This is a genomic window from Bacillus sp. AF62, assembly GCF_050312695.1.
Taxonomy (GTDB): Bacteria; Bacillota; Bacilli; order Bacillales; family Bacillaceae_G; genus Bacillus_A; species Bacillus_A cereus.
This window is the reverse complement of record NZ_JBNPJZ010000088.1, coordinates 18,798-37,311: the sequence shown is the minus strand read 5'-3', so window position 1 is coordinate 37,311 and position 18,514 is coordinate 18,798. Positions and strand designations below refer to the sequence as shown.

The window sequence follows — 18,514 nt, the reverse complement described above, 5'->3', positions numbered from 1 at the left end:
TAATGAATTGACTGAAGAAAAAGGAGGGTGTTGGCAATGACAAAATTAGACGCGACATTGACAATGCTAAAAGAATTAACGGATGCACGTGGTATTGCTGGTAACGAACGTGAACCACGTGAAGTAATGAAGAAATATATCGAGCCGTTTGCGGACGAACTTTCTACTGATAATTTAGGGAGTTTAGTTGCGAAAAAAGTAGGGGAAGAAAACGGTCCGAAAATTATGGTTGCAGGTCATTTAGATGAAGTTGGATTTATGATTACACAAATCGATGACAAAGGTTTCCTTCGCTTCCAAACGGTTGGTGGCTGGTGGTCACAAGTTATGCTTGCACAGCGCGTGACGATTGTAACGCGTAAAGGAGATGTAACAGGTGTAATTGGTTCAAAACCACCGCACATTTTACCTCCAGAAGCTCGTAAAAAGCCAGTTGAAATTAAAGACATGTTCATCGATATCGGTGCTTCTAGCCAAGAAGAAGCGATGGAGTGGGGCGTACGACCAGGAGATCAAGTTGTACCGTACTTTGAATTCCAAGTGACGAAGAATGAAAAAATGTTACTTGCAAAAGCGTGGGATAACCGAATCGGTTGTGCAATTGCAATTGACGTATTAAAACAACTAAAAGATGAAAAGCATCCAAACGTTGTATACGGCGTTGGAACTGTACAAGAAGAAGTTGGTCTTCGTGGTGCAAAAACATCTGCGAATTATATTAAACCAGATATCGCGTTCGCAGTAGATGTTGGTATCGCTGGAGATACACCGGGTGTAACGTCAAAAGAAGCACAAAGTAAAATGGGCGATGGACCACAAATCATTTTATATGATGCTTCTGTTATTGGACATACAGGTTTACGTGATTTCGTAGTTGATGTTGCTGATGAATTACAAATCCCTTATCAATATGATTCAGTAGCGGGCGGAGGAACGGATGCGGGTGCGATTCACATTGCTGTAAATGGTATTCCTTCTATGGCAATTACAATTGCAACGCGCTATATCCATTCTCATGCGGCAATGTTACATCGTGATGATTATGAAAATGCAGTGAAGTTAATTGTAGAAGTTATTAAACGTCTTGATAAAGAGGCTGTACATAACATTACATTTAATTAATAGAAAAAGCGAAGGAGATTCTCCTTCGCTTTTTTATGTTTTAAAAAGGCCGTTCTAATCCCGCTGCAGTATGAGCGCCTAAAATAATTAAACGAGTTAATTGCATCGCCATAAAATGCGGGGTATATATCATTCCTCTTTTAAGCCATGACATAATCATCCCTAGATGGGCACCAGTAACATAACTAATGAGAATATCGCGTGGAACCATTAGTTTTTCATCGTTAGGTTGTGAAATAGAGAGGCTTAATGTTAAATGCGTTTGAATTGCTTTCATCATCTTATACGTATAGTTTCCGGCAGCTTTATCACCAAGCATGACGTTATAGAAGTTAGTGTTTTCTGCAATATGTTCGAACAAGGCCAAAAAACTTGGATGTGGCGAATCAAATGTTAGTTGGAAATCTTCTTTATTTCTATTTCTCGGTTTAATTACTTCAGTTAGCTTTTCTAACATTTCTTCAATGCTTTTGTCTAGTAAGTCATATTTATCGTGGTAATGGCTATAAAATGTAGCGCGGTTTACAGGAGCGCGTTCTGCAATATGTTGAACAGTAACATTTTCAAAACCTTTTTCGCCTACTAAAGCGACAAAAGCATCCTGTATGAGTTGTCTCGTCCGTTTTACACGTGGATCATTTGTATTTTTAATAGACATTTTTATTTCCCCTCGTTTAATTTTCTGTACTTAAACAACATATTGGTATTATATTGTTGTTTAAACGACATTTCATACGTAAATTGTCGGTTGTAGATTCAAAATAATTATTTATAATTATAAACGATAGTCCTTCAGAAATCAGCACCGCTCGCAGGTAGATAAATTTCGATTTACGCTGCAGATGGTGTGATTTTTTTGTTAAAAGGTTAATATAATTAACAATTAAACAATCTAAACAATAAGGGCATAAATAGTTTAGAAAAAAATTATATGCGATATAAGGAGAGGAATGCAATGAATCAGTTTCGAAGAATGGTAATTATCAACATTATCACATTAATTGTACTAGTTGGCGGCGGTATTGGCGGTTATTACTATTACAATCAAACGGAAAATTACTTAAAAACAGACAATGCAAAGATTGATGGAAAGGTAATTCCGGTTGCTTCACCAGTAGCAGGTAAACTAACTGACTGGAAAGCTGAAGTAGGAAAAAATTATAATGAGAACGATAAATTAGGTACTGTTACTGTAGCGGCAGCTAATGGAGAACAAACAGTAGATGTAACAATTCCACAAAATGCAACAGTTGTACAATCAAACGCAACAACAAATGCTTTCGTTGGAGCAGGTAGCCCGATTGCTTATGCATTTGATATGAACAATTTATGGGTAACAGCAAACATTGAAGAAACAGATGTTGATGATGTTCAAAAAGGTCAAGATGTAGATGTGTATGTAGATGCATACCCAGATACAACGTTAACAGGAAAAGTAGAACAAGTTGGCTTAACAACAGCTAATACATTCTCTATGTTGCCATCAAGCAACGCAACAGCGAACTATACGAAAGTAACACAAGTAGTACCAGTTAAAATTTCTTTAGATCATAGCAAATCAGTAAATATTGTTCCTGGCATGAATGTGACAGTTCGTATTCATAAGTAAGGGGGAGATGAGATGTCCTCAATTGTAATTGCAGGATATGCACTATTTTGTATAATCGTCTTCTTCCTTGTAAATCGTCTTTTACGAAAGAAAAAAACGAAAATGGGAGAAGAACAAGTCCCAGCCGTAAGTAAAATAGAAGTAAGTAAAGTTGAAACAGAAGAGAAAGAAATTGAACGAAAGCAAGAATTGGAAATTTCTAATGTAGTTGAGTTAGAAACAGGAAAGCAAGAAGAAGTAAAACAAGAAAAAGAAGTGCCGAAAAAACAAATGTCTATGCCTGTAGAGAATGTGAACGTAAAAGCAGTTGTAGCTGTATTAATTCTCGGCATGTTCGTTTCTATTTTAAACCAAACAATCATTAACGTTGCATTACCTCCGTTAATGAATGAATTTAATGTATCAACTTCAACAGCACAATGGTTAATTACAGGCTTCATGCTTGTAAATGGTATTTTAGTACCGATTAGTGCCTTTTTAGTTTCACGATTTACGTATCGTAAATTATTCGTAGCAGCAATGTTATTCTTCACGGTAGGATCTATCATTTGTGCTACTTCAGGAAACTTTACAATGATGATGACAGGTCGCGTAATTCAAGCAGTTGGTGCAGGTATTTTAATGCCGGTTGGTATGAATATCTTTATGACGTTATTCCCGCCTCATAAACGCGGAGCGGCGATGGGATTACTAGGTGTAGCGATGATTTTAGCGCCAGCTATCGGACCAACTGTAACAGGTTGGGTGATTGAAAACTATAGCTGGAACTTAATGTTCTATGCGATGTTTATTATTGGTTTAATTATTACGTTTCTATCTTTAAAATTCTTTACACTAGCTCAGCCAGTGTCTAAAACGAAATTAGATATATTCGGTGTGGTTAGTTCAAGTATTGGACTAGGAAGCTTATTGTACGGATTTAGTGAAGCTGGAAATAATAGTTGGACTAGTGCAGAAGTCATTATTTCACTTGTTATCGGTGTAATTGGTTTAGCGTTATTTATTTGGAGAGAGTTAACAACGGACAATAAAATGCTTGATTTACAAGTATTTAAATATCCAGTATTTACTTTTACTTTAGTAATTAACGCAATCGTTACGATGGCATTATTCGGAGGTATGTTATTGCTTCCAGTATATCTGCAAAACATTCGTGGCTTTACGCCAATTGAATCTGGTTTACTACTTCTTCCAGGATCATTAATTATGGGGATCATGGGACCAGTGGCGGGTAAATTATTCGATAAATATGGCATTCGTCCATTAGCGATAATTGGATTGGCAATTACGACGTATGCGACATATGAATTTACAAAATTATCGATGGATACACCGTATAGCGTTATTATGACGGATTATATTATACGTTCAATTGGTATGTCATTCATTATGATGCCAATTATGACAGCTGGTATGAACGCGCTGCCGATGAAATTAATTTCTCACGGTACAGCAACGCAAAATACGTCAAGACAAGTAGCGGGTTCAATCGGAACAGCGATTTTAATTACACTTATGACGCAACAAACGACTGCTCACGTAGCAGATTACGGCAACATGTTAACAACATCAAACCCAATTTTAGTTGATAAAGTACACGGCATGGGTCAAAGCTTAGCGGCCTTAGCTGGATCAGCTCAAGCAGGAGACGCGATGAGCACACAACTATTATATGGACAAATTTCAAAGCTATCTGCAATTAACGGTATTAACGATGCCTTCTTAATTGCAACGATACTTGCAGGGATTGCTTGGGTGTTATCGTTCTTCTTACCATCAGGCAATAAACAAAATAGAAAAGCAGGGAATTAATTTCCCTGCTTTTTTATGCAGTTACATATAAAAGATGATAACCAGTTACGGAGCACAGCCCTGTTATAAACAAAATTGTCCCCATAGAACAAATACTCGATATTTGCCTGCCGCTTATAATAGCTAATAGTCCAGCTAAAGAGAAGAAGCACCAATATAAAGTTCCCGAAATTGGAACCATCCCCTCTAAATCTATTCCAGAACCTATACAAACGATAGGAACAACGATAAGTAATATGCTAATTAAACCAGCTATAATAGTAAGTAATTTACGATGCTTCATGCCAGCAATAATTAAAAAAAAGCCGACGATGAATTCGCATAATAACAAAATAGGGGCTAAGATAAGCCAAATAAATAAACCGGTAGATTCCATATGTAATAACTCCTTAACGAATAAAAGTTGAATCAGGCATGGACATGAGTTGATAGCAAATAGCTGCAAACAGTCCTATTGAGAAAATAATGAATCCCATGTTGCGTATACTCTTAATTTTTGAACGTGCCCCATTCAATCCTGCTAATAAACCAGCTAGAGAGAAAAGCATCCAATATAGGACAGGTGGAATATGGAGAACGGTTTCTCCATTGATACCTGTGTTCAAAAAAATAAAAGGCATTATAACGAATGAAAAGCAAATAATCCCCATTAAGATAACAAGTAATTTCCGATGTTTAATTCCTGTTGCAATTAAAAAAATACCACTAGCAATTCCGCATAGTAAGAGAAGTGGCATAATAACCATCCAAATAATACTGAACATATGTAAACTCCTTTATAATAGTCAAGTTATATTTTACTACATAAGGTTTATTTTAGATATTATTAATGAGTATATATAAATTGAAGGAAATGGGTAATAAGGATACGGATTATCAAAAACGCTAACCGCAGAAGAGTTTGAAGTTATGATAAAAGAGTAAAGAGAGGTATCGCGATGATACCTCTTTTTAACTCAAGAATGCCAACATGTTATTCATAATATGAAATAACATAGCTGGAATAATGGACTTTGTTTTTTTACATAAAATGGCCATTAATAATCCCATAAAGAAAGTAATTACCATTACCCCAAGTGAGTATGTATGAGCGATACCGAAGAAGAAACTTGTTACGATGGCTGCAATCCAAAATGGAAAGCGTTCTAAGAAGAAGCGAAGTATAAAACCACGGAAAATAAGTTCTTCAAAAATGGGTGTGAGTATTGCAAAGCTGAGAAGTAATAATATTTGATATTGCTTAAAGACGTCTAAGCTTAGTGCGGAAGATTGCTGCTTTGTTGCGTCTTGGAACACATAATTTAACAAGATGTAATTGAGTATGATGTTGATAACGAAGAAAAGAAGTAAGTATACGTATGTGCGCCATTCTTTCAGTGTTTTAAAGTTAAAAGATTTTAGTAGTAATTTTTTTGCGGGTTCGAATTTAAAAATGAAGAATAACAATACAGCTAGTTGTAATACGGTACTTGCAGTATTTGCAATAGATTCATACAGGGCAACTTGTTTTTTATCTGTAAGACCTGCTGTATAAATTGTTAATGGCATTGCGAGGAACACAGTAATAAGTCCAGTTCCAAAAAAGGCGAATAAAACAGAGCTAATAAATTGTCCCCATGACATCGAGTGTTTTTGTTCATTAGAAAGCTGTGTAGCGGGTTGCATTTGTAAAATCACCTCTTTTATATTTGTATATTTAATTATAAAGTAAAATGTTTTTGAATGTAACATTTAAATATTACATATAAAGTGAAACTTTAATCATTGGGGAGGTTCATCCCCCACTGATTATCAGCCCTCACCAATCGGGCTTTTACGGGCAGTTGATTCTCCACCTAACTTCCTCGTCTTTGCTGAATTTCGAGGTGGGGGTCTTACTGCCCGTTAATGCGGGATAAAGGTTTATTTTCCATAAAATAATAAAAGAGGTATCACCCTGTAGTGATGCCTCTTTCTCATTGATAACTATGTTCTGCCTTGTTATTCAATTTTGCTTGCTCTATTTGCAATTCACGCTCTACCAATCGATCTAATTGCTGAATAGCTTTAAGTGCTTTTTCATAAGAAATAGTTCTATAATGATGAGCTCCGCCTGGTTCTTCATCTGCTTCGTCTGCCCATTTAATAATGTTTTGAAGAGATGTTCTTTCAATTTCTTGTTCTACTAAGAAAGAATCTGTATGAAGAAGAATTGCGATAGAAATTTCTTTTGCTAGTTTTGGATGTTCTCCTAATCTAATAAGCAATTTATGTGCTCTTTCAGCACCTTTAATTGCATGGATATCATTCTTTTTATATAAGTCATAGTCCCATTCGCCGCCTGTGTACCACGTATGATGTCCGATATCATGAAGGAAACCGGCTTTTGTCGCAGCATCGACTGAGGCGTGATGCTTTTTGGCTAGGTGAAACGCATGGTAAGCGACAGCGATCGCGTGGACCATTCCAGAACGGTTTACGTATTTTTGTGTAATGTGATGTTTAAAAACTTGTTCAAGCGTAATACGGTGCATAAAACATTCACTCCTTTTATCTAATGATGTATACGAAGAAAAATCGATCGGTTTAAATGTATTTTGAACATTGTACTCCATCATAGTTCGTTAGTAAAGTAGAAATGTTTAGGAGAAGAAAAATTTTTTTCGTAAAAAAATCACCTTAGCTTATGCGAAGGTGATTTTCAAATTGCTTATTTTTTTAATCCTTGCTCTAGTGTTTCTAACATTTCGTGCTTTTCATTTTCATCAGCGTTTTTCCAAATGACTTCAAATAAAACGCCAAGACCTGGAAGCATTTTTTCTTCACCGCTTTGAATTGCATCGACAATTGTTTCTTGTAATTGATCTTGTGAATTACCAGATACATTCGCTAATACGGCACCGCGTAAATTAAAACTCATTGCTTTCACCTCTTCTTCAGAATTGAAACTGACGTTAGTTTTTGTTCTTTTTTATGTAAATATGTATGAAAAATAGGCTATAATGATAAGACAAGAAGAGAGGGAAATACATATTATGAAAAACATTGATTCAGTACAAAATCCGCGTGTAAAGCAGTGGAAAAAGCTGCAAACGAAAAAAGAACGCGATAAAAAAGGTTTATTTTTTGTAGAAGGATTTCACTTAGTCGAGGAAGCTCTGAAGGCAGGAATTGTAACAGAACTTATCGTTTCAGATCAGACAGACCTTCCGAAAGATTGGACAGTTAATGATGTGGAAATGTATATCGTGCCTGAGGCGATTGTAAAAATACTTCGTGAAACAGAAACGACGCAAGGTGTATTTGCTGTTTGTGAGAAGCATGAGAAAGAAGTAGCTCTTACTGATGGGAAATTCCTTTTATTAGATGGCCTGCAAGACCCAGGTAATTTAGGAACAATTATTCGTACAGCTGATGCAGCTGGTATTCACGCCGTTGTGCTTGGAGAAGGTTGTGTTGATGTTTACAATAGTAAAGTACTCCGCTCTACACAAGGCTCTATTTTCCACTTACCAATTGTAAAAGGGAACTTAGAAGAATGGGTAGACAAGTTAAAAGAAAATAACGTTCCTGTATATGGAACAGCTCTTGAAAATGGAGTTCCGTATGGTGAAGTAACTCCGGCCGGAAGTTTTGCATTAATTGTTGGAAATGAAGGAAATGGCGTACGTCAAGAAATTCTTGCAAAAACGGATCAAAACTTGTATATTCCGATTTACGGCGGGGCAGAATCATTAAATGTTGCGGTTGCAGCAGGGATTTTAACGTATTATTTGCAAAGCCCGGTTGCGAACAAATAAAAAACTTCTTATAATAAGTTGAAGTACATTATATTAAAAGTTAAATAACGAAAAACGTTGATAGAGAAGAGTAGCTTACAAAATCGCCATATAGGGAGAGAATGCCGTAGACTGAAAGCATTCTTATGGTAGACGGAAGTGAATTCACCTCTGGAGTTGACGCCAGGACCATATATATGTAAAGGCGTTCCGGTCAGAATTGATCGTTATAACTAATGAGTGGGCAGACTTGTTCTGTCAATTTAGGGTGGTACCGCGAATTTACCTCGTCCCTTTTTGGGAGCGAGGTTTTTTTATTTTTAAAATTAGGAGGGTTCCAAAATGGAAGCACGTTTAAAAGAGCTAAAGCAAAAAGCGTTAGAGCTTATTGAAGAAGCGAAAGAGCTAAAGGGCTTAAACGACGTACGCGTAGCGTATTTAGGAAAAAAAGGTCCAATTACAGAAGTATTACGCGGCATGGGAAAATTATCAGCAGAAGAGCGTCCACGTATGGGAGCATTAGTAAATGAAGTACGTGAAGCGATCCAAACGCGTCTAGAAGACAAAATTGGTAACTTAGAAAAAGCAGTAATTGAAGCGAAATTAGCTACGGAAACAATTGATGTTACATTACCAGGTCGTCCTGTTGAAACAGGTTGTCACCATCCGTTAACAGCTGTTGTTGAACAAATTGAAGATGTATTCATCGGTATGGGTTATGAAGTAGCTGAAGGAACAGAAGTAGAAAAAGACTACTACAACTTCGAAGCACTAAACTTACCGAAAGATCACCCAGCACGTGACATGCAAGATACATTCTACATTACAGAAGAAACGTTACTACGTACACATACATCTTCTGTGCAAGCACGTACGATGGAAAATAATAAAGAAAAAGGCCCAATCAAAATTATCTGTCCTGGTAAAGTATATCGCCGCGATGATGATGATGCGACGCATTCACATCAGTTCATGCAAATTGAAGGTCTTGTAATTGATAAAAACATTCGTATGAGTGACTTAAAAGGTACACTGCAAGTATTCGTGAAAAAGATGTTCGGTGAAGATCGTGAAATCCGTCTTCGTCCAAGTTTCTTCCCATTCACAGAGCCATCTGTAGAGATGGATATTTCTTGTATGATGTGTCATGGCAAAGGTTGCGGCACTTGTAAAGGAACTGGCTGGATTGAAATTTTAGGCGCAGGTATGGTTCACCCGAACGTACTTGAAATGGCTGGTTATGATTCAAAAGAATATCAAGGTTTCGCATTCGGTATGGGCGCAGAGCGTATCGCAATGTTGAAATACGGCGTAGATGACATTCGTCATTTCTATACAAATGATGTACGTTTCTTACAACAATTCAAACGAGCGTAAGGGAAGGAGAGGATAAATATGTTCGTATCATATCGTTGGTTACAAGAGTATGTAGATATTAAAGATGTAACAGCACAAGAACTAGCAGACAAAATCACGAAAAGTGGTATTGAAGTAGAAGGTGTTGAAGTATTAAATAAAGGTGTAAAAGGTGTTGTAGTTGGTCACGTATTAGAATGTGAAAAACACCCAGAAGCTGATAAATTAAGCAAATGCTTAATCGATATCGGTGAAGAAGAGCCAGTTCAAATTATTTGTGGAGCTGCTAACATTGCAAAAGGTTTAAAAGTACCAGTTGCAAAAGTTGGTGCTGTACTTCCTGGTAACTTCAAAATTAAAAAAGCAAAACTACGTGGTGAAGCTTCTCACGGTATGGTTTGTGCTCTTCAAGAGCTTGGCATTGATGGAAAGTTAGTTTCAAAAGAATATGCAGATGGTATCTTCATCTTCCCAAGTGACGCTGAAGTTGGTGCAGATGCACTTGAAATTTTAAACTTACACGATGAAGTACTTGAGCTTGGCTTAACACCAAACCGTGCAGATTGCTTAAACATGTTAGGTGTTGCATATGAAGTGGCTGCTATTTACGGCCGCGAAGTAAAACTTCCAGCTATCGAATTACAAGAAACAGCAGAAAAAACTTCTGATTATATTTCTGTAAGTGTAGAAGCGAAAGAAGAAAACCCATTATACATTGCAAAAATGGTTAAAAACGTAAAGATTGGTCCATCACCAATGTGGATGCAAACTCGCCTTATGGCAGCTGGTATTCGTCCAATTAGCAACGTAGTTGATATTACAAACTACATTTTAATGGAATACGGTCAACCGTTACATGCATTCGATTACGATAAATTAGGTTCAAAAGAAATCGTTGTTCGTCTTGCAAAAGAAGGCGAAAAAATTGAAACGTTAGATGATCAAGAGCGTACATTACAAAGCCACCACCTTGTAATTACAAACGGTACAAAAGCTTTAGCTGTTGCTGGTGTGATGGGCGGAGCGGATTCTGAAGTTACAAATGAGACAGTAAACGTTCTAATTGAGTCTGCATACTTTGCAGGTCAAACAGTGCGTCGTACATCAAAAGACTTAGGTCTTCGTAGTGAATCAAGTGCACGTTTCGAAAAAGGAATCGACCCAACACGTACATTTGAAGCAATTCAACACGCAGCTGCTTTAATGGCGAAATATGCTGGCGGTGAAGCACTTGAAGGTGTAGTAGAAGCTGACAACTTACAAGTACAAGAGCGTACAGTATCTGTTACTGCTGAAAAAGTAAACCGTGTATTAGGTACAAATATTTCTGCGAGTGAAATGGGTACAATGTTCACAAACTTGAAATTCCCATTCACAGAAGTAGAAGGAACATTCCATGTAAATGTACCAGCACGTCGTCCTGATATTACAATTTCAGAAGACTTAGTAGAAGAAGTGGGCCGTCTATACGGTTATGACCACATTCCAGTTACATTACCTTCTGGAACAATGACTCGTGGTAAATTAACATCAGCACAAACGAAACGTCGTAAAGTACGCCGCTTCTTAGAGGGTGCTGGTTTATATGAAGCAATCACGTATTCATTAACAAGCGCTGACAAAGCGAAACAATACATGGTTGAGCCAAACGAAAAAGCACCTGTAAACCTTGCGCTTCCAATGAGCGAAGAGCGCAGCCAACTTCGTTTAAGCTTAGTGCCACAATTGCTAGAAGCAGTTTCATACAATGTTGCTCGTAAAAACGACAGCGTTGCTTTGTACGAAGTAGGTTCTATCTTCTTACCAACAGAAGCAGGAGAACTTCCGAAAGAAGAACAACACCTTGCAGGTGTTATGACAGGTCTTGCTCTTCACCATGCATGGCAAGGTGAGAAGAAAGTAGTAGACTTCTTCGTTATGAAAGGTGTACTAGAAGGACTATTCGACGTACTTGGCGTTTCAAACCAAATCACATATGCACCAGCAAAACGTGAAGGTATGCATCCAGGCCGTACAGCTGATATCGTATTAGATGGCGAAGTAATTGGTTTCATCGGTCAATTGCACCCAGAAGCAGAAAAACAATTAGATGTGAAAAATACATTCGTATTCGAACTATCTCTTGTAAAAGTATTCGGTGCAGACGCAGAAGAAACTTACTACTCAGCAATTCCACGTTTCCCATCTATGACACGTGACATGGCTGTTGTAGTAACAAAAGAAACAAAAGCTGGTGAAATGAAGCAAGTCATTGCTAAAGCTGGCGGAGAACTTCTGAAAGACGTAACACTATTCGACTTATACGAAGGTGAAAAAATGGAAGAAGGCAAGAAATCACTTGCATTCTCTATGACTTACTTCGATGCAGAACGTACGTTAACAGATGAAGAAGTAACAGAAGCGCATAACCGTGTATTAACAACGGTAGAAGAGAAATTTGGTGCGGAGTTACGTAAGTAATTAGAAAATTGCCGGATTCATTCCGGCAATTTTTTTATTGCACAATCGTCGACAGATGTCGGTAAGTCGATATATTACAAAAATCGCTTATATATTTTCTGGCATCTTGCATCTTTCTCTCGAATGTAGTACATTAATTTTAGTTTAACAAAATGAAAGACGATGATAAGGAAAAGTAGTATATACTATAATCCAAAGCGAGTCAGGGGCGGTGAGAGCCTGATGAGGCGGTATATGTGAAGAACACCTTGGAGTTGCTAACCGAAATTGAATCTTGTATTCAAGAGTAGACTTAGACGGGAATCCGGCCTGTTACAAACCGGGAAGTATGTATTACATACGAGTTAAAGTTGGTCTTTATGACAAATTGGGTGGTACCGCGAAGTTTAACCTTTCGTCCCTTTATGGATGAAAGGTTTTTTTGTATTTAAATATATCAGCAAAGGAGAATTTCACTATGGAAAACACATTAGTAAAAAGTTTGTATAGAGATACAGAAAAGTATGCAGGTCAAACAGTACAAGTATCAGGGTGGATTCGTAACTTACGTGATTCAAAAGCATTTGGTTTCATCGAATTAAACGACGGTAGCTTCTTCAAAAGCGTTCAAATCGTTTTCGATACAGAATTAGAGAACTTTAAAGAAATTGCAAAGCTTCCACTTAGCTCTTCGGTGAAAGTAGAAGGTAAAGTAATTGCAACGCCTGGAGCGAAGCAACCATTTGAAATTAAAGCAGAAAAAATTGATATCGAGGGCTTATCAGATTCTGATTACCCACTTCAAAAGAAGCGTCATACGTTTGAATACTTACGTACAATCGCTCACTTACGTCCAAGAACAAATGCATTCTCTGCAACGTTCCGCGTACGTTCTATCGCAGCATTTGCGATTCACCAGTTCTTCCAAGAGCGTGGATTTGTACATGTCCACACACCAATCATCACTGGTAGTGATACAGAAGGTGCTGGCGAAATGTTCCGCGTAACAACGCAAGATTTAAATAACGTACCAAAAGGTGAAGACGGAAAAGTTGATGAATCAAAAGACTTCTTCGGTAAAGAAACAAACTTAACAGTAAGTGGACAGCTGAACGCTGAAGCGTATGCATTAGCATTCCGTGATGTATATACATTCGGACCTACATTCCGTGCGGAAAACTCAAACACAACTCGCCACGCTGCTGAGTTCTGGATGGTTGAGCCTGAGATTGCATTCGCTGAGTTAGGCGATGTAATGGATCTTACAGAAGATATGCTGAAATATGCAATGAAATATGTATTAGAGCATGCACCAGAAGAAATGGACTTCTTCAACAGCTTCGTTGATAAAACAGTTCTAGAGCGTATGAACAACGTGATTAACTCTGACTTCGGTCGCATCACATATACAGAAGCAATTAAAGTACTTCAAGAATCAGGTGCTGACTTCAAATACCCAGTAGAATGGGGTATTGACTTACAAACAGAGCATGAAAGATACTTATCAGAAGAGATCTTCAAACGCCCTGTATTCGTAACTGACTACCCGAAAGACATTAAAGCGTTCTACATGCGTATGAATGAAGATGGAAAAACAGTAGCTGCTACTGACCTTCTAGTTCCTGGCATCGGCGAATTAATCGGCGGAAGTCAACGTGAAGAAAGAATGGACGTTTTAGTAGACAGAATTAAAGAATTAGGTATGAACGAAGAGGACTACTGGTGGTACTTAGAACTTAGAAAATACGGCGGTACAAAACACGCTGGATTCGGTCTAGGTTTCGAGCGCTTCCTAATGTACATCACTGGTATGGCTAACATCCGTGACGTAATTCCATTCCCAAGAACTCCAGGTTCTTCTGAGTTCTAAAATGTGAAAAAAGCGAGAGGATTTCCTCTCGCTTTTTATTTTGCATAGTTTATTACCCTGTAGCAAAAAGTAACGCGAAGGGGTGAATATAAATGAGTAAAAAAGTGAAAAAAGATCATTCAAGATCGGGCCTAGGTTCTCCAGAAGTAGAAGGACAAGGAACGACGACACATGAAACAGGTTCTCATAAAGTACCTTCATCTAATAAGAAGCAGAAACGAAGCTAACATAACAAAGGAGAGTCTTAAGGGCTCTCCTTTGTTATGTGTTACATCATATTATCGTTAATTTCTTTTGTAATCTTATTTATGTCTTTGTCTAATCGATCGAAATAGAAAAACCACAGTAAACTTATGAACACGTAATAGATGGCCATAACGCTAAGGCTATCAGATATGTTTTCGAATGTGGATTTAGTAGTGAAGAAAGTGCCCCAAACAGTAGAAATAATGAAGTAAGAAAGTGGACCTACGAGGTGTATGAAAACATATAATAATTTTTTAACTTTCACAGCGTCCATATGAATTCCCTCCTTATGTAAACAATCCTTTTCTTCTAATCATGAATTCAAATTCCTCACAGAAATGTTGTAGCTTGTTGTGCATCGTGTTTCACGATAAATTTTCGAATCCGAAAATTTAATAGGAATGATCTACCATATCTTTCGATTAAATTTTGGAACTCCTGTTGCTCACTTAATAGTTGGATATTCTCCCTAATTTTGAATTGTCTTTCATGGGATTACCTAGTAAGATGTTTAGAATCATTTATAGAAATAGTAATAGGAATTATCTTCTTTAATTTTAATAATATGTATATTTATGTTGTGACATAATTACAAGGACAATAGTAGGGTGAAACAAAAAACAGGAGTTTGTAGGCTCCTGTTTTTGTCGATACTATTTTAATAAGCGAAACGCCTTCTCTGTATTAGCGAAATGCAGTTTCACAAACTCAGGTAATCGTTCTTTACCAAGCTTTTGAATTAATTTAGCAGCGGCGATATCAACTTGTTTACCAGCACCTTTTGGAAGTGGCATACCAGCTTTTTTACTTAGTTCGTCAAACTGTTTTACGAATGAGTAGCGAGCTAAAATAGAAGCAGCGGCTACTGCTAAATGGACGCTTTCACCTTTCGTAGCGAAATAAACATTTTCACGCTGTACCTGTTTTTGTTTTGCTAAATATTTATAGTATGTATCAGGTTGTGTGAATTGATCGATTAAGACGCCTTCAGGTTTTGTAGGTGCCATTTTAGCTAATAAGTTTGTAATAGCTTTATTGTGTAGTAAAGCTTTTAACTTACCTTGGTTGTTTCCTTTATCAAATAGCTCGTTATATTTTTCATTATGAAGGACAAGGGAGCTGTAAGGAACAACGTGTAGAAGTTGTTTCGCAATGGCAGTAATTTGATCGTCATTTAAGTTTTTAGAGTCTTTTACACCAAGTTCTTTTAGTAGTGGAATTTGCTTTGCATCCACATATACAGCAACGACTGTCATCGGTCCAAAGAAATCTCCCGTACCAACTTCATCAGACCCTACAATAGACATTGTACTGATGGAAGCAGGCGGAGCATAACGATGGGAATCAACAGATTTTGTCACAGCTGTTTTCGGTGTTTGAGAGACAGTTTGCCAACGAGAAGCTTCTGCTTCAGCGCGGCCTCCTTGGAACATTACTTTTCCAGATTTATACGCTGTAATCGTGCAAGATGGTACCTTTGCCATGAAGATCCCGCCTTGCGGAGTTTTCGGGCTAAGCGAATGTTTATATTGTTGTTTCATGTCTTCAATTACTGTAGAATTTGTTAGAATTACGATAGAATTTGACATAATGGTCACCCCTTTTTTTATATTGTTATTTTTATCATATCGGATTGTTCTTTCTGTTTCCATATTATGAAGGTTCATGGTATGATAAACTTTAGGATTCTGTACGTGATTGGAGGCCGGTGAGTTGTCACAACAAAAGGGAAAGAAAAGTCGAATTAATGTAGAAATCTATGGTCAACAATATTCAGTTGTTGGCGATGAAAGTACAAGTCATATCCGCATGGTAGCAGCGATTGTGGATGATAAAATGCGCGAACTCAATGCCAAGAATCCTTCGCTTGACACGAGTAGACTAGCGGTATTGACGGCGGTAAACGTCATACACGATTACATAAAATTAAAAGAAGAACATGAGAAATTGAAAGAAAGTATGACAAAAAAAGGAATGGAATAACATGATTGATATTATTATCATTTTACTGCTTGTTATGGGATTTTTCCTCGGCTTACGCAGAGGGTTTATTCTGCAACTTGTAAAGTTAACAAGCTTTATTATCGCATACCTTGTTGCATACTGGTACTGTAAAGATTTAGCGCCAGCACTTGCGAAATTTATTCCGTATCCATTTGATAAAAACGTATCTGTTCCAGAATGGATTGATGCAAATAATATTGAGACAGTATTTTATCAAGCGCTTGCGTTTATCATATTGTTTATTATCACTAAAATTGCACTTTCATTACTTGGTAATTTGTTAAATATGTTTGCAGAAATACCGGTTTTAAAGCAAGTAAATGCGTTTGCGGGGGCAATCCTCGGATTTTTAGAAGTATATATTATTTTGTTTGTCTTAATTATCATTGGAAATATTCTTCCGATTGAACAAGTACAAACACCATTACAAAAATCATCAATTAGCAAAATAATTGTAGACGATACACCGATTCTATCTGAAAAGGTGAAGGAACTATGGCAGACAGGTAGCAGAGTATAACTTCTCTTTTTTCGGAAAGAGAAGTTTTTTTCTATGAAAGAAAGGCGGGGCAATGATGAAAGTAAATAAAAAACAAGTTATCAAATTATTAGAGACAATCGGGCTTTTTATGGAACTAAAGGGTGCGAATCCATTTAAAATATCTGCATTTCGTAAAGCGGCAGCAGCATTAGAAAGTGACGATCGTAGTCTTTCTGAAATTGAAGATTTCACAAAGATTCCAGGAATCGGAAAAGGAACAGCAGCCGTTATTCAAGAATATATAGAATCGGGAACATCTGAAGTATTGCAAGAACTTGAGAAAGAAGTACCAAGTAGCTTATTGCCGTTATTAAAACTACCAGGACTTGGTGGTAAAAAGGTGGCTAAGTTATATAAAGAACTTGGTGTTGTTGATATGGAATCGCTAAAAGCTGTTTGTGAGGAAAATAAAGTACAGGCTTTAGCAGGTTTCGGTAAGAAGACAGAAGAGAAAATATTAGAAGCAATCGATCAAGTAGGCTCTCGTCCAGAGCGTTTACCAATTGCGATGGTATTGCCTATTGCCGGGGAAATAGAGGAGAAATTGTCGAATATTGCTGAAGTAATTCGTTTCTCTCGCGCTGGTAGCTTACGCCGTGTTCGTGAGACAGTGAAAGATTTAGATTTTATCATTGCAACGACAGAACCAGCAGCGGTACGTGAGCATTTACTACAATTCGATAATATGATTGAAGTAATCGCAAGTGGAGATACAAAAGTTTCTGTCCGCCTTCAATATGAATATGATATTTCAATCGATTTTCGTTTAGTAAAACCAGAAGAGTTTATTACAACTCTTCACCATTTCACAGGATCAAAGGACCATAACGTAAAAATGCGTCAAATCGCAAAAGATAAAGGCGAGAAAATTAGTGAATACGGTGTAGAGAACTTGGAAACAGGTGAAGTGAAAACATTTGAGACTGAAGAAGACTTCTTCGCTCATTTCGGTCTGCCATTTATTCCGCCAGAAGTGCGTGAAGATGGAAAAGAAATTGAATTAATTAAAGAGTATCCGAACTTAATTCAGTTTTCCGATATACAAGGTGATTTACATATGCATACAACTTGGAGTGACGGTGCTTTTTCTATTGAAGAAATGGTACAAGCGTGCCGTGCTCGTGGATACAAGTTTATGGCGATTACTGATCACTCGCAATATTTGAAAGTAGCGAATGGTTTAACGAAAGAGCGTCTTCGTGAGCAAGCGAAAGAAATTGAACGTATGAATGAAAAGTATCCAGACATTACAATTTTACGCGGAATTGAAATGGACATTTTACCAGATGCCTCTCTTGATTTTGATGATGAAGTATTAGAAGAATTAGACTATGTCATTGGAGCGATTCACTCTAGCTTCTCACAAGACCGTGAAACGATTATGAAGCGTCTGCGTACTGCACTTGAGAATAAACATGTCACAATGATTGCCCATCCGACAGGACGTCTTCTCGGGCGCCGTGAGGGTTATGATGTAGATACAGATTTATTAATTGAACTCGCAAAAGAGACAAATACAGTTTTAGAATTAAATGCGAATCCGAACCGTCTAGATTTAAGCGCGAAATTATTAAAACAAGCACAAGATGCTGGTGTAAAAGTAGCGATTAATACGGATGCTCATACACTTGAAATGTTAGAAGATATGGAAACAGGTGTCGCTGCAGCACGTAAAGGTTGGATTCAAAAAGATAACGTGATTAACACATGGGATATTGAACGTTTATTAGACTATATTAAACGTAATAAGTAACACA

The 18,514-nt window shown here is 37.3% G+C and carries 19 protein-coding genes, 1 pseudogene and 2 other annotated features; of the genes and pseudogenes, 11 read left to right on the top strand and 9 right to left on the bottom strand.

What is annotated here, in order from left to right:
* Positions 1 to 36: 36 nt before the first annotated feature.
* Positions 37 to 1,122 carry a M42 family metallopeptidase gene (locus tag ACQRBL_RS22875; protein WP_411995772.1) on the top strand — a complete coding sequence of 362 codons (1,086 nt, stop codon included), beginning with the start codon at positions 37 to 39 and terminating at the stop codon, positions 1,120 to 1,122.
* A 40-nt stretch (positions 1,123 to 1,162) separates the two neighbouring features.
* Here ACQRBL_RS22875 and ACQRBL_RS22870 read toward each other — a convergent pair whose 3' ends face one another.
* Positions 1,163 to 1,780 carry a TetR/AcrR family transcriptional regulator gene (locus ACQRBL_RS22870; protein WP_000023672.1) on the bottom strand — a complete coding sequence of 206 codons (618 nt, stop codon included), beginning with the start codon at positions 1,778 to 1,780 and terminating at the stop codon, positions 1,163 to 1,165.
* Positions 1,781 to 2,077: 297 nt separating this feature from the next.
* On the opposite strand from ACQRBL_RS22870, the gene ACQRBL_RS22865 reads away from it, so the two are divergent.
* Positions 2,078 to 2,731, top strand: a complete 654-nt coding sequence (locus tag ACQRBL_RS22865; protein WP_001071419.1) for an HlyD family secretion protein — start codon at positions 2,078 to 2,080, stop codon at positions 2,729 to 2,731.
* A gap of 12 nt (positions 2,732 to 2,743) precedes the next feature.
* Entirely contained in the window at positions 2,744 to 4,543 is a 1,800-nt protein-coding gene (locus tag ACQRBL_RS22860; protein ID WP_097961124.1) for a DHA2 family efflux MFS transporter permease subunit, read from the top strand.
* A 13-nt stretch (positions 4,544 to 4,556) separates the two neighbouring features.
* Here ACQRBL_RS22860 and ACQRBL_RS22855 read toward each other — a convergent pair whose 3' ends face one another.
* The 5 genes from ACQRBL_RS22855 to sspI all read right to left on the bottom strand — a co-directional run bounded on the left by ACQRBL_RS22855 (position 4,557) and on the right by sspI (position 7,442).
* On the bottom strand, positions 4,557 to 4,919 hold the full coding sequence (locus ACQRBL_RS22855; RefSeq protein ID WP_023523150.1) for a hypothetical protein: 363 nt from the start codon (positions 4,917 to 4,919) through the stop codon (positions 4,557 to 4,559).
* A 13-nt stretch (positions 4,920 to 4,932) separates the two neighbouring features.
* Positions 4,933 to 5,307, bottom strand: a complete 375-nt coding sequence (locus ACQRBL_RS22850; protein ID WP_411995773.1) for an ammonia permease — start codon at positions 5,305 to 5,307, stop codon at positions 4,933 to 4,935.
* A gap of 187 nt (positions 5,308 to 5,494) precedes the next feature.
* Positions 5,495 to 6,208: a CPBP family intramembrane glutamic endopeptidase gene (locus ACQRBL_RS22845; protein WP_411995774.1), complete on the bottom strand. Its 714-nt coding sequence runs from the start codon at positions 6,206 to 6,208 to the stop codon at positions 5,495 to 5,497.
* A 290-nt stretch (positions 6,209 to 6,498) separates the two neighbouring features.
* The gene (locus tag ACQRBL_RS22840; RefSeq protein ID WP_000554803.1) at positions 6,499 to 7,056 is read right to left on the bottom strand and encodes an HD domain-containing protein; all 558 of its coding nucleotides are present in this window, start codon (positions 7,054 to 7,056) and stop codon (positions 6,499 to 6,501) included.
* Positions 7,057 to 7,232: 176 nt separating this feature from the next.
* Positions 7,233 to 7,442, bottom strand: a complete 210-nt coding sequence (gene sspI / locus ACQRBL_RS22835) for a small acid-soluble spore protein SspI (RefSeq protein ID WP_000009509.1) — start codon at positions 7,440 to 7,442, stop codon at positions 7,233 to 7,235.
* Positions 7,443 to 7,524: 82 nt separating this feature from the next.
* Between sspI and ACQRBL_RS22830 the strand changes: the two genes are divergently transcribed.
* From ACQRBL_RS22830 to ACQRBL_RS22810, 5 genes are all read left to right on the top strand, one after another.
* The gene (locus tag ACQRBL_RS22830) at positions 7,525 to 8,322 is read left to right on the top strand and encodes a TrmH family RNA methyltransferase (RefSeq protein WP_001986644.1); all 798 of its coding nucleotides are present in this window, start codon (positions 7,525 to 7,527) and stop codon (positions 8,320 to 8,322) included.
* Positions 8,323 to 8,370: 48 nt separating this feature from the next.
* Positions 8,371 to 8,599, top strand: a binding site (T-box leader).
* Positions 8,600 to 8,643: 44 nt separating this feature from the next.
* Positions 8,644 to 9,678, top strand: a complete 1,035-nt coding sequence (pheS, locus tag ACQRBL_RS22825; RefSeq protein ID WP_000388220.1) for a phenylalanine--tRNA ligase subunit alpha — start codon at positions 8,644 to 8,646, stop codon at positions 9,676 to 9,678.
* Between the two features lie 18 nt (positions 9,679 to 9,696).
* Complete coding sequence (gene pheT, locus ACQRBL_RS22820) at positions 9,697 to 12,117, top strand: phenylalanine--tRNA ligase subunit beta (protein ID WP_065485377.1); 2,421 nt, start codon at positions 9,697 to 9,699, stop codon at positions 12,115 to 12,117.
* A gap of 153 nt (positions 12,118 to 12,270) precedes the next feature.
* Positions 12,271 to 12,522 (top strand) — a binding site (T-box leader).
* A gap of 52 nt (positions 12,523 to 12,574) precedes the next feature.
* Positions 12,575 to 13,966, top strand: coding sequence for an asparagine--tRNA ligase (gene asnS / locus ACQRBL_RS22815; protein WP_000432188.1), 1,392 nt, complete (start codon positions 12,575 to 12,577; stop codon positions 13,964 to 13,966).
* Positions 13,967 to 14,058: 92 nt separating this feature from the next.
* Positions 14,059 to 14,193: a YuzL family protein gene (locus ACQRBL_RS22810; protein ID WP_000039588.1), complete on the top strand. Its 135-nt coding sequence runs from the start codon at positions 14,059 to 14,061 to the stop codon at positions 14,191 to 14,193.
* Positions 14,194 to 14,234: 41 nt separating this feature from the next.
* On the opposite strand, the gene ACQRBL_RS22805 is transcribed toward ACQRBL_RS22810, so the two are convergent.
* The 3 genes and pseudogenes from ACQRBL_RS22805 to rnhC all read right to left on the bottom strand — a co-directional run bounded on the left by ACQRBL_RS22805 (position 14,235) and on the right by rnhC (position 15,801).
* The gene (locus ACQRBL_RS22805) at positions 14,235 to 14,486 is read right to left on the bottom strand and encodes a hypothetical protein (RefSeq protein ID WP_000340262.1); all 252 of its coding nucleotides are present in this window, start codon (positions 14,484 to 14,486) and stop codon (positions 14,235 to 14,237) included.
* Positions 14,487 to 14,499: 13 nt separating this feature from the next.
* Positions 14,500 to 14,733: pseudogene (locus tag ACQRBL_RS22800) on the bottom strand (hypothetical protein).
* Positions 14,734 to 14,865: 132 nt separating this feature from the next.
* Positions 14,866 to 15,801: a ribonuclease HIII gene (rnhC, locus tag ACQRBL_RS22795; RefSeq protein WP_411995775.1), complete on the bottom strand. Its 936-nt coding sequence runs from the start codon at positions 15,799 to 15,801 to the stop codon at positions 14,866 to 14,868.
* A 124-nt stretch (positions 15,802 to 15,925) separates the two neighbouring features.
* On the opposite strand from rnhC, the gene zapA reads away from it, so the two are divergent.
* Genes zapA through polX form a run of 3 tightly spaced genes read left to right on the top strand, consistent with a single transcriptional unit; the run spans position 15,926 to position 18,510 of the window.
* The gene (gene zapA / locus ACQRBL_RS22790; RefSeq protein ID WP_000082701.1) at positions 15,926 to 16,195 is read left to right on the top strand and encodes a cell division protein ZapA; all 270 of its coding nucleotides are present in this window, start codon (positions 15,926 to 15,928) and stop codon (positions 16,193 to 16,195) included.
* A 1-nt stretch (position 16,196) separates the two neighbouring features.
* The gene (locus tag ACQRBL_RS22785; RefSeq protein ID WP_000565409.1) at positions 16,197 to 16,736 is read left to right on the top strand and encodes a CvpA family protein; all 540 of its coding nucleotides are present in this window, start codon (positions 16,197 to 16,199) and stop codon (positions 16,734 to 16,736) included.
* A gap of 55 nt (positions 16,737 to 16,791) precedes the next feature.
* Complete coding sequence (polX, locus tag ACQRBL_RS22780) at positions 16,792 to 18,510, top strand: DNA polymerase/3'-5' exonuclease PolX (RefSeq protein ID WP_000867533.1); 1,719 nt, start codon at positions 16,792 to 16,794, stop codon at positions 18,508 to 18,510.
* Positions 18,511 to 18,514 lie beyond the last annotated feature (4 nt).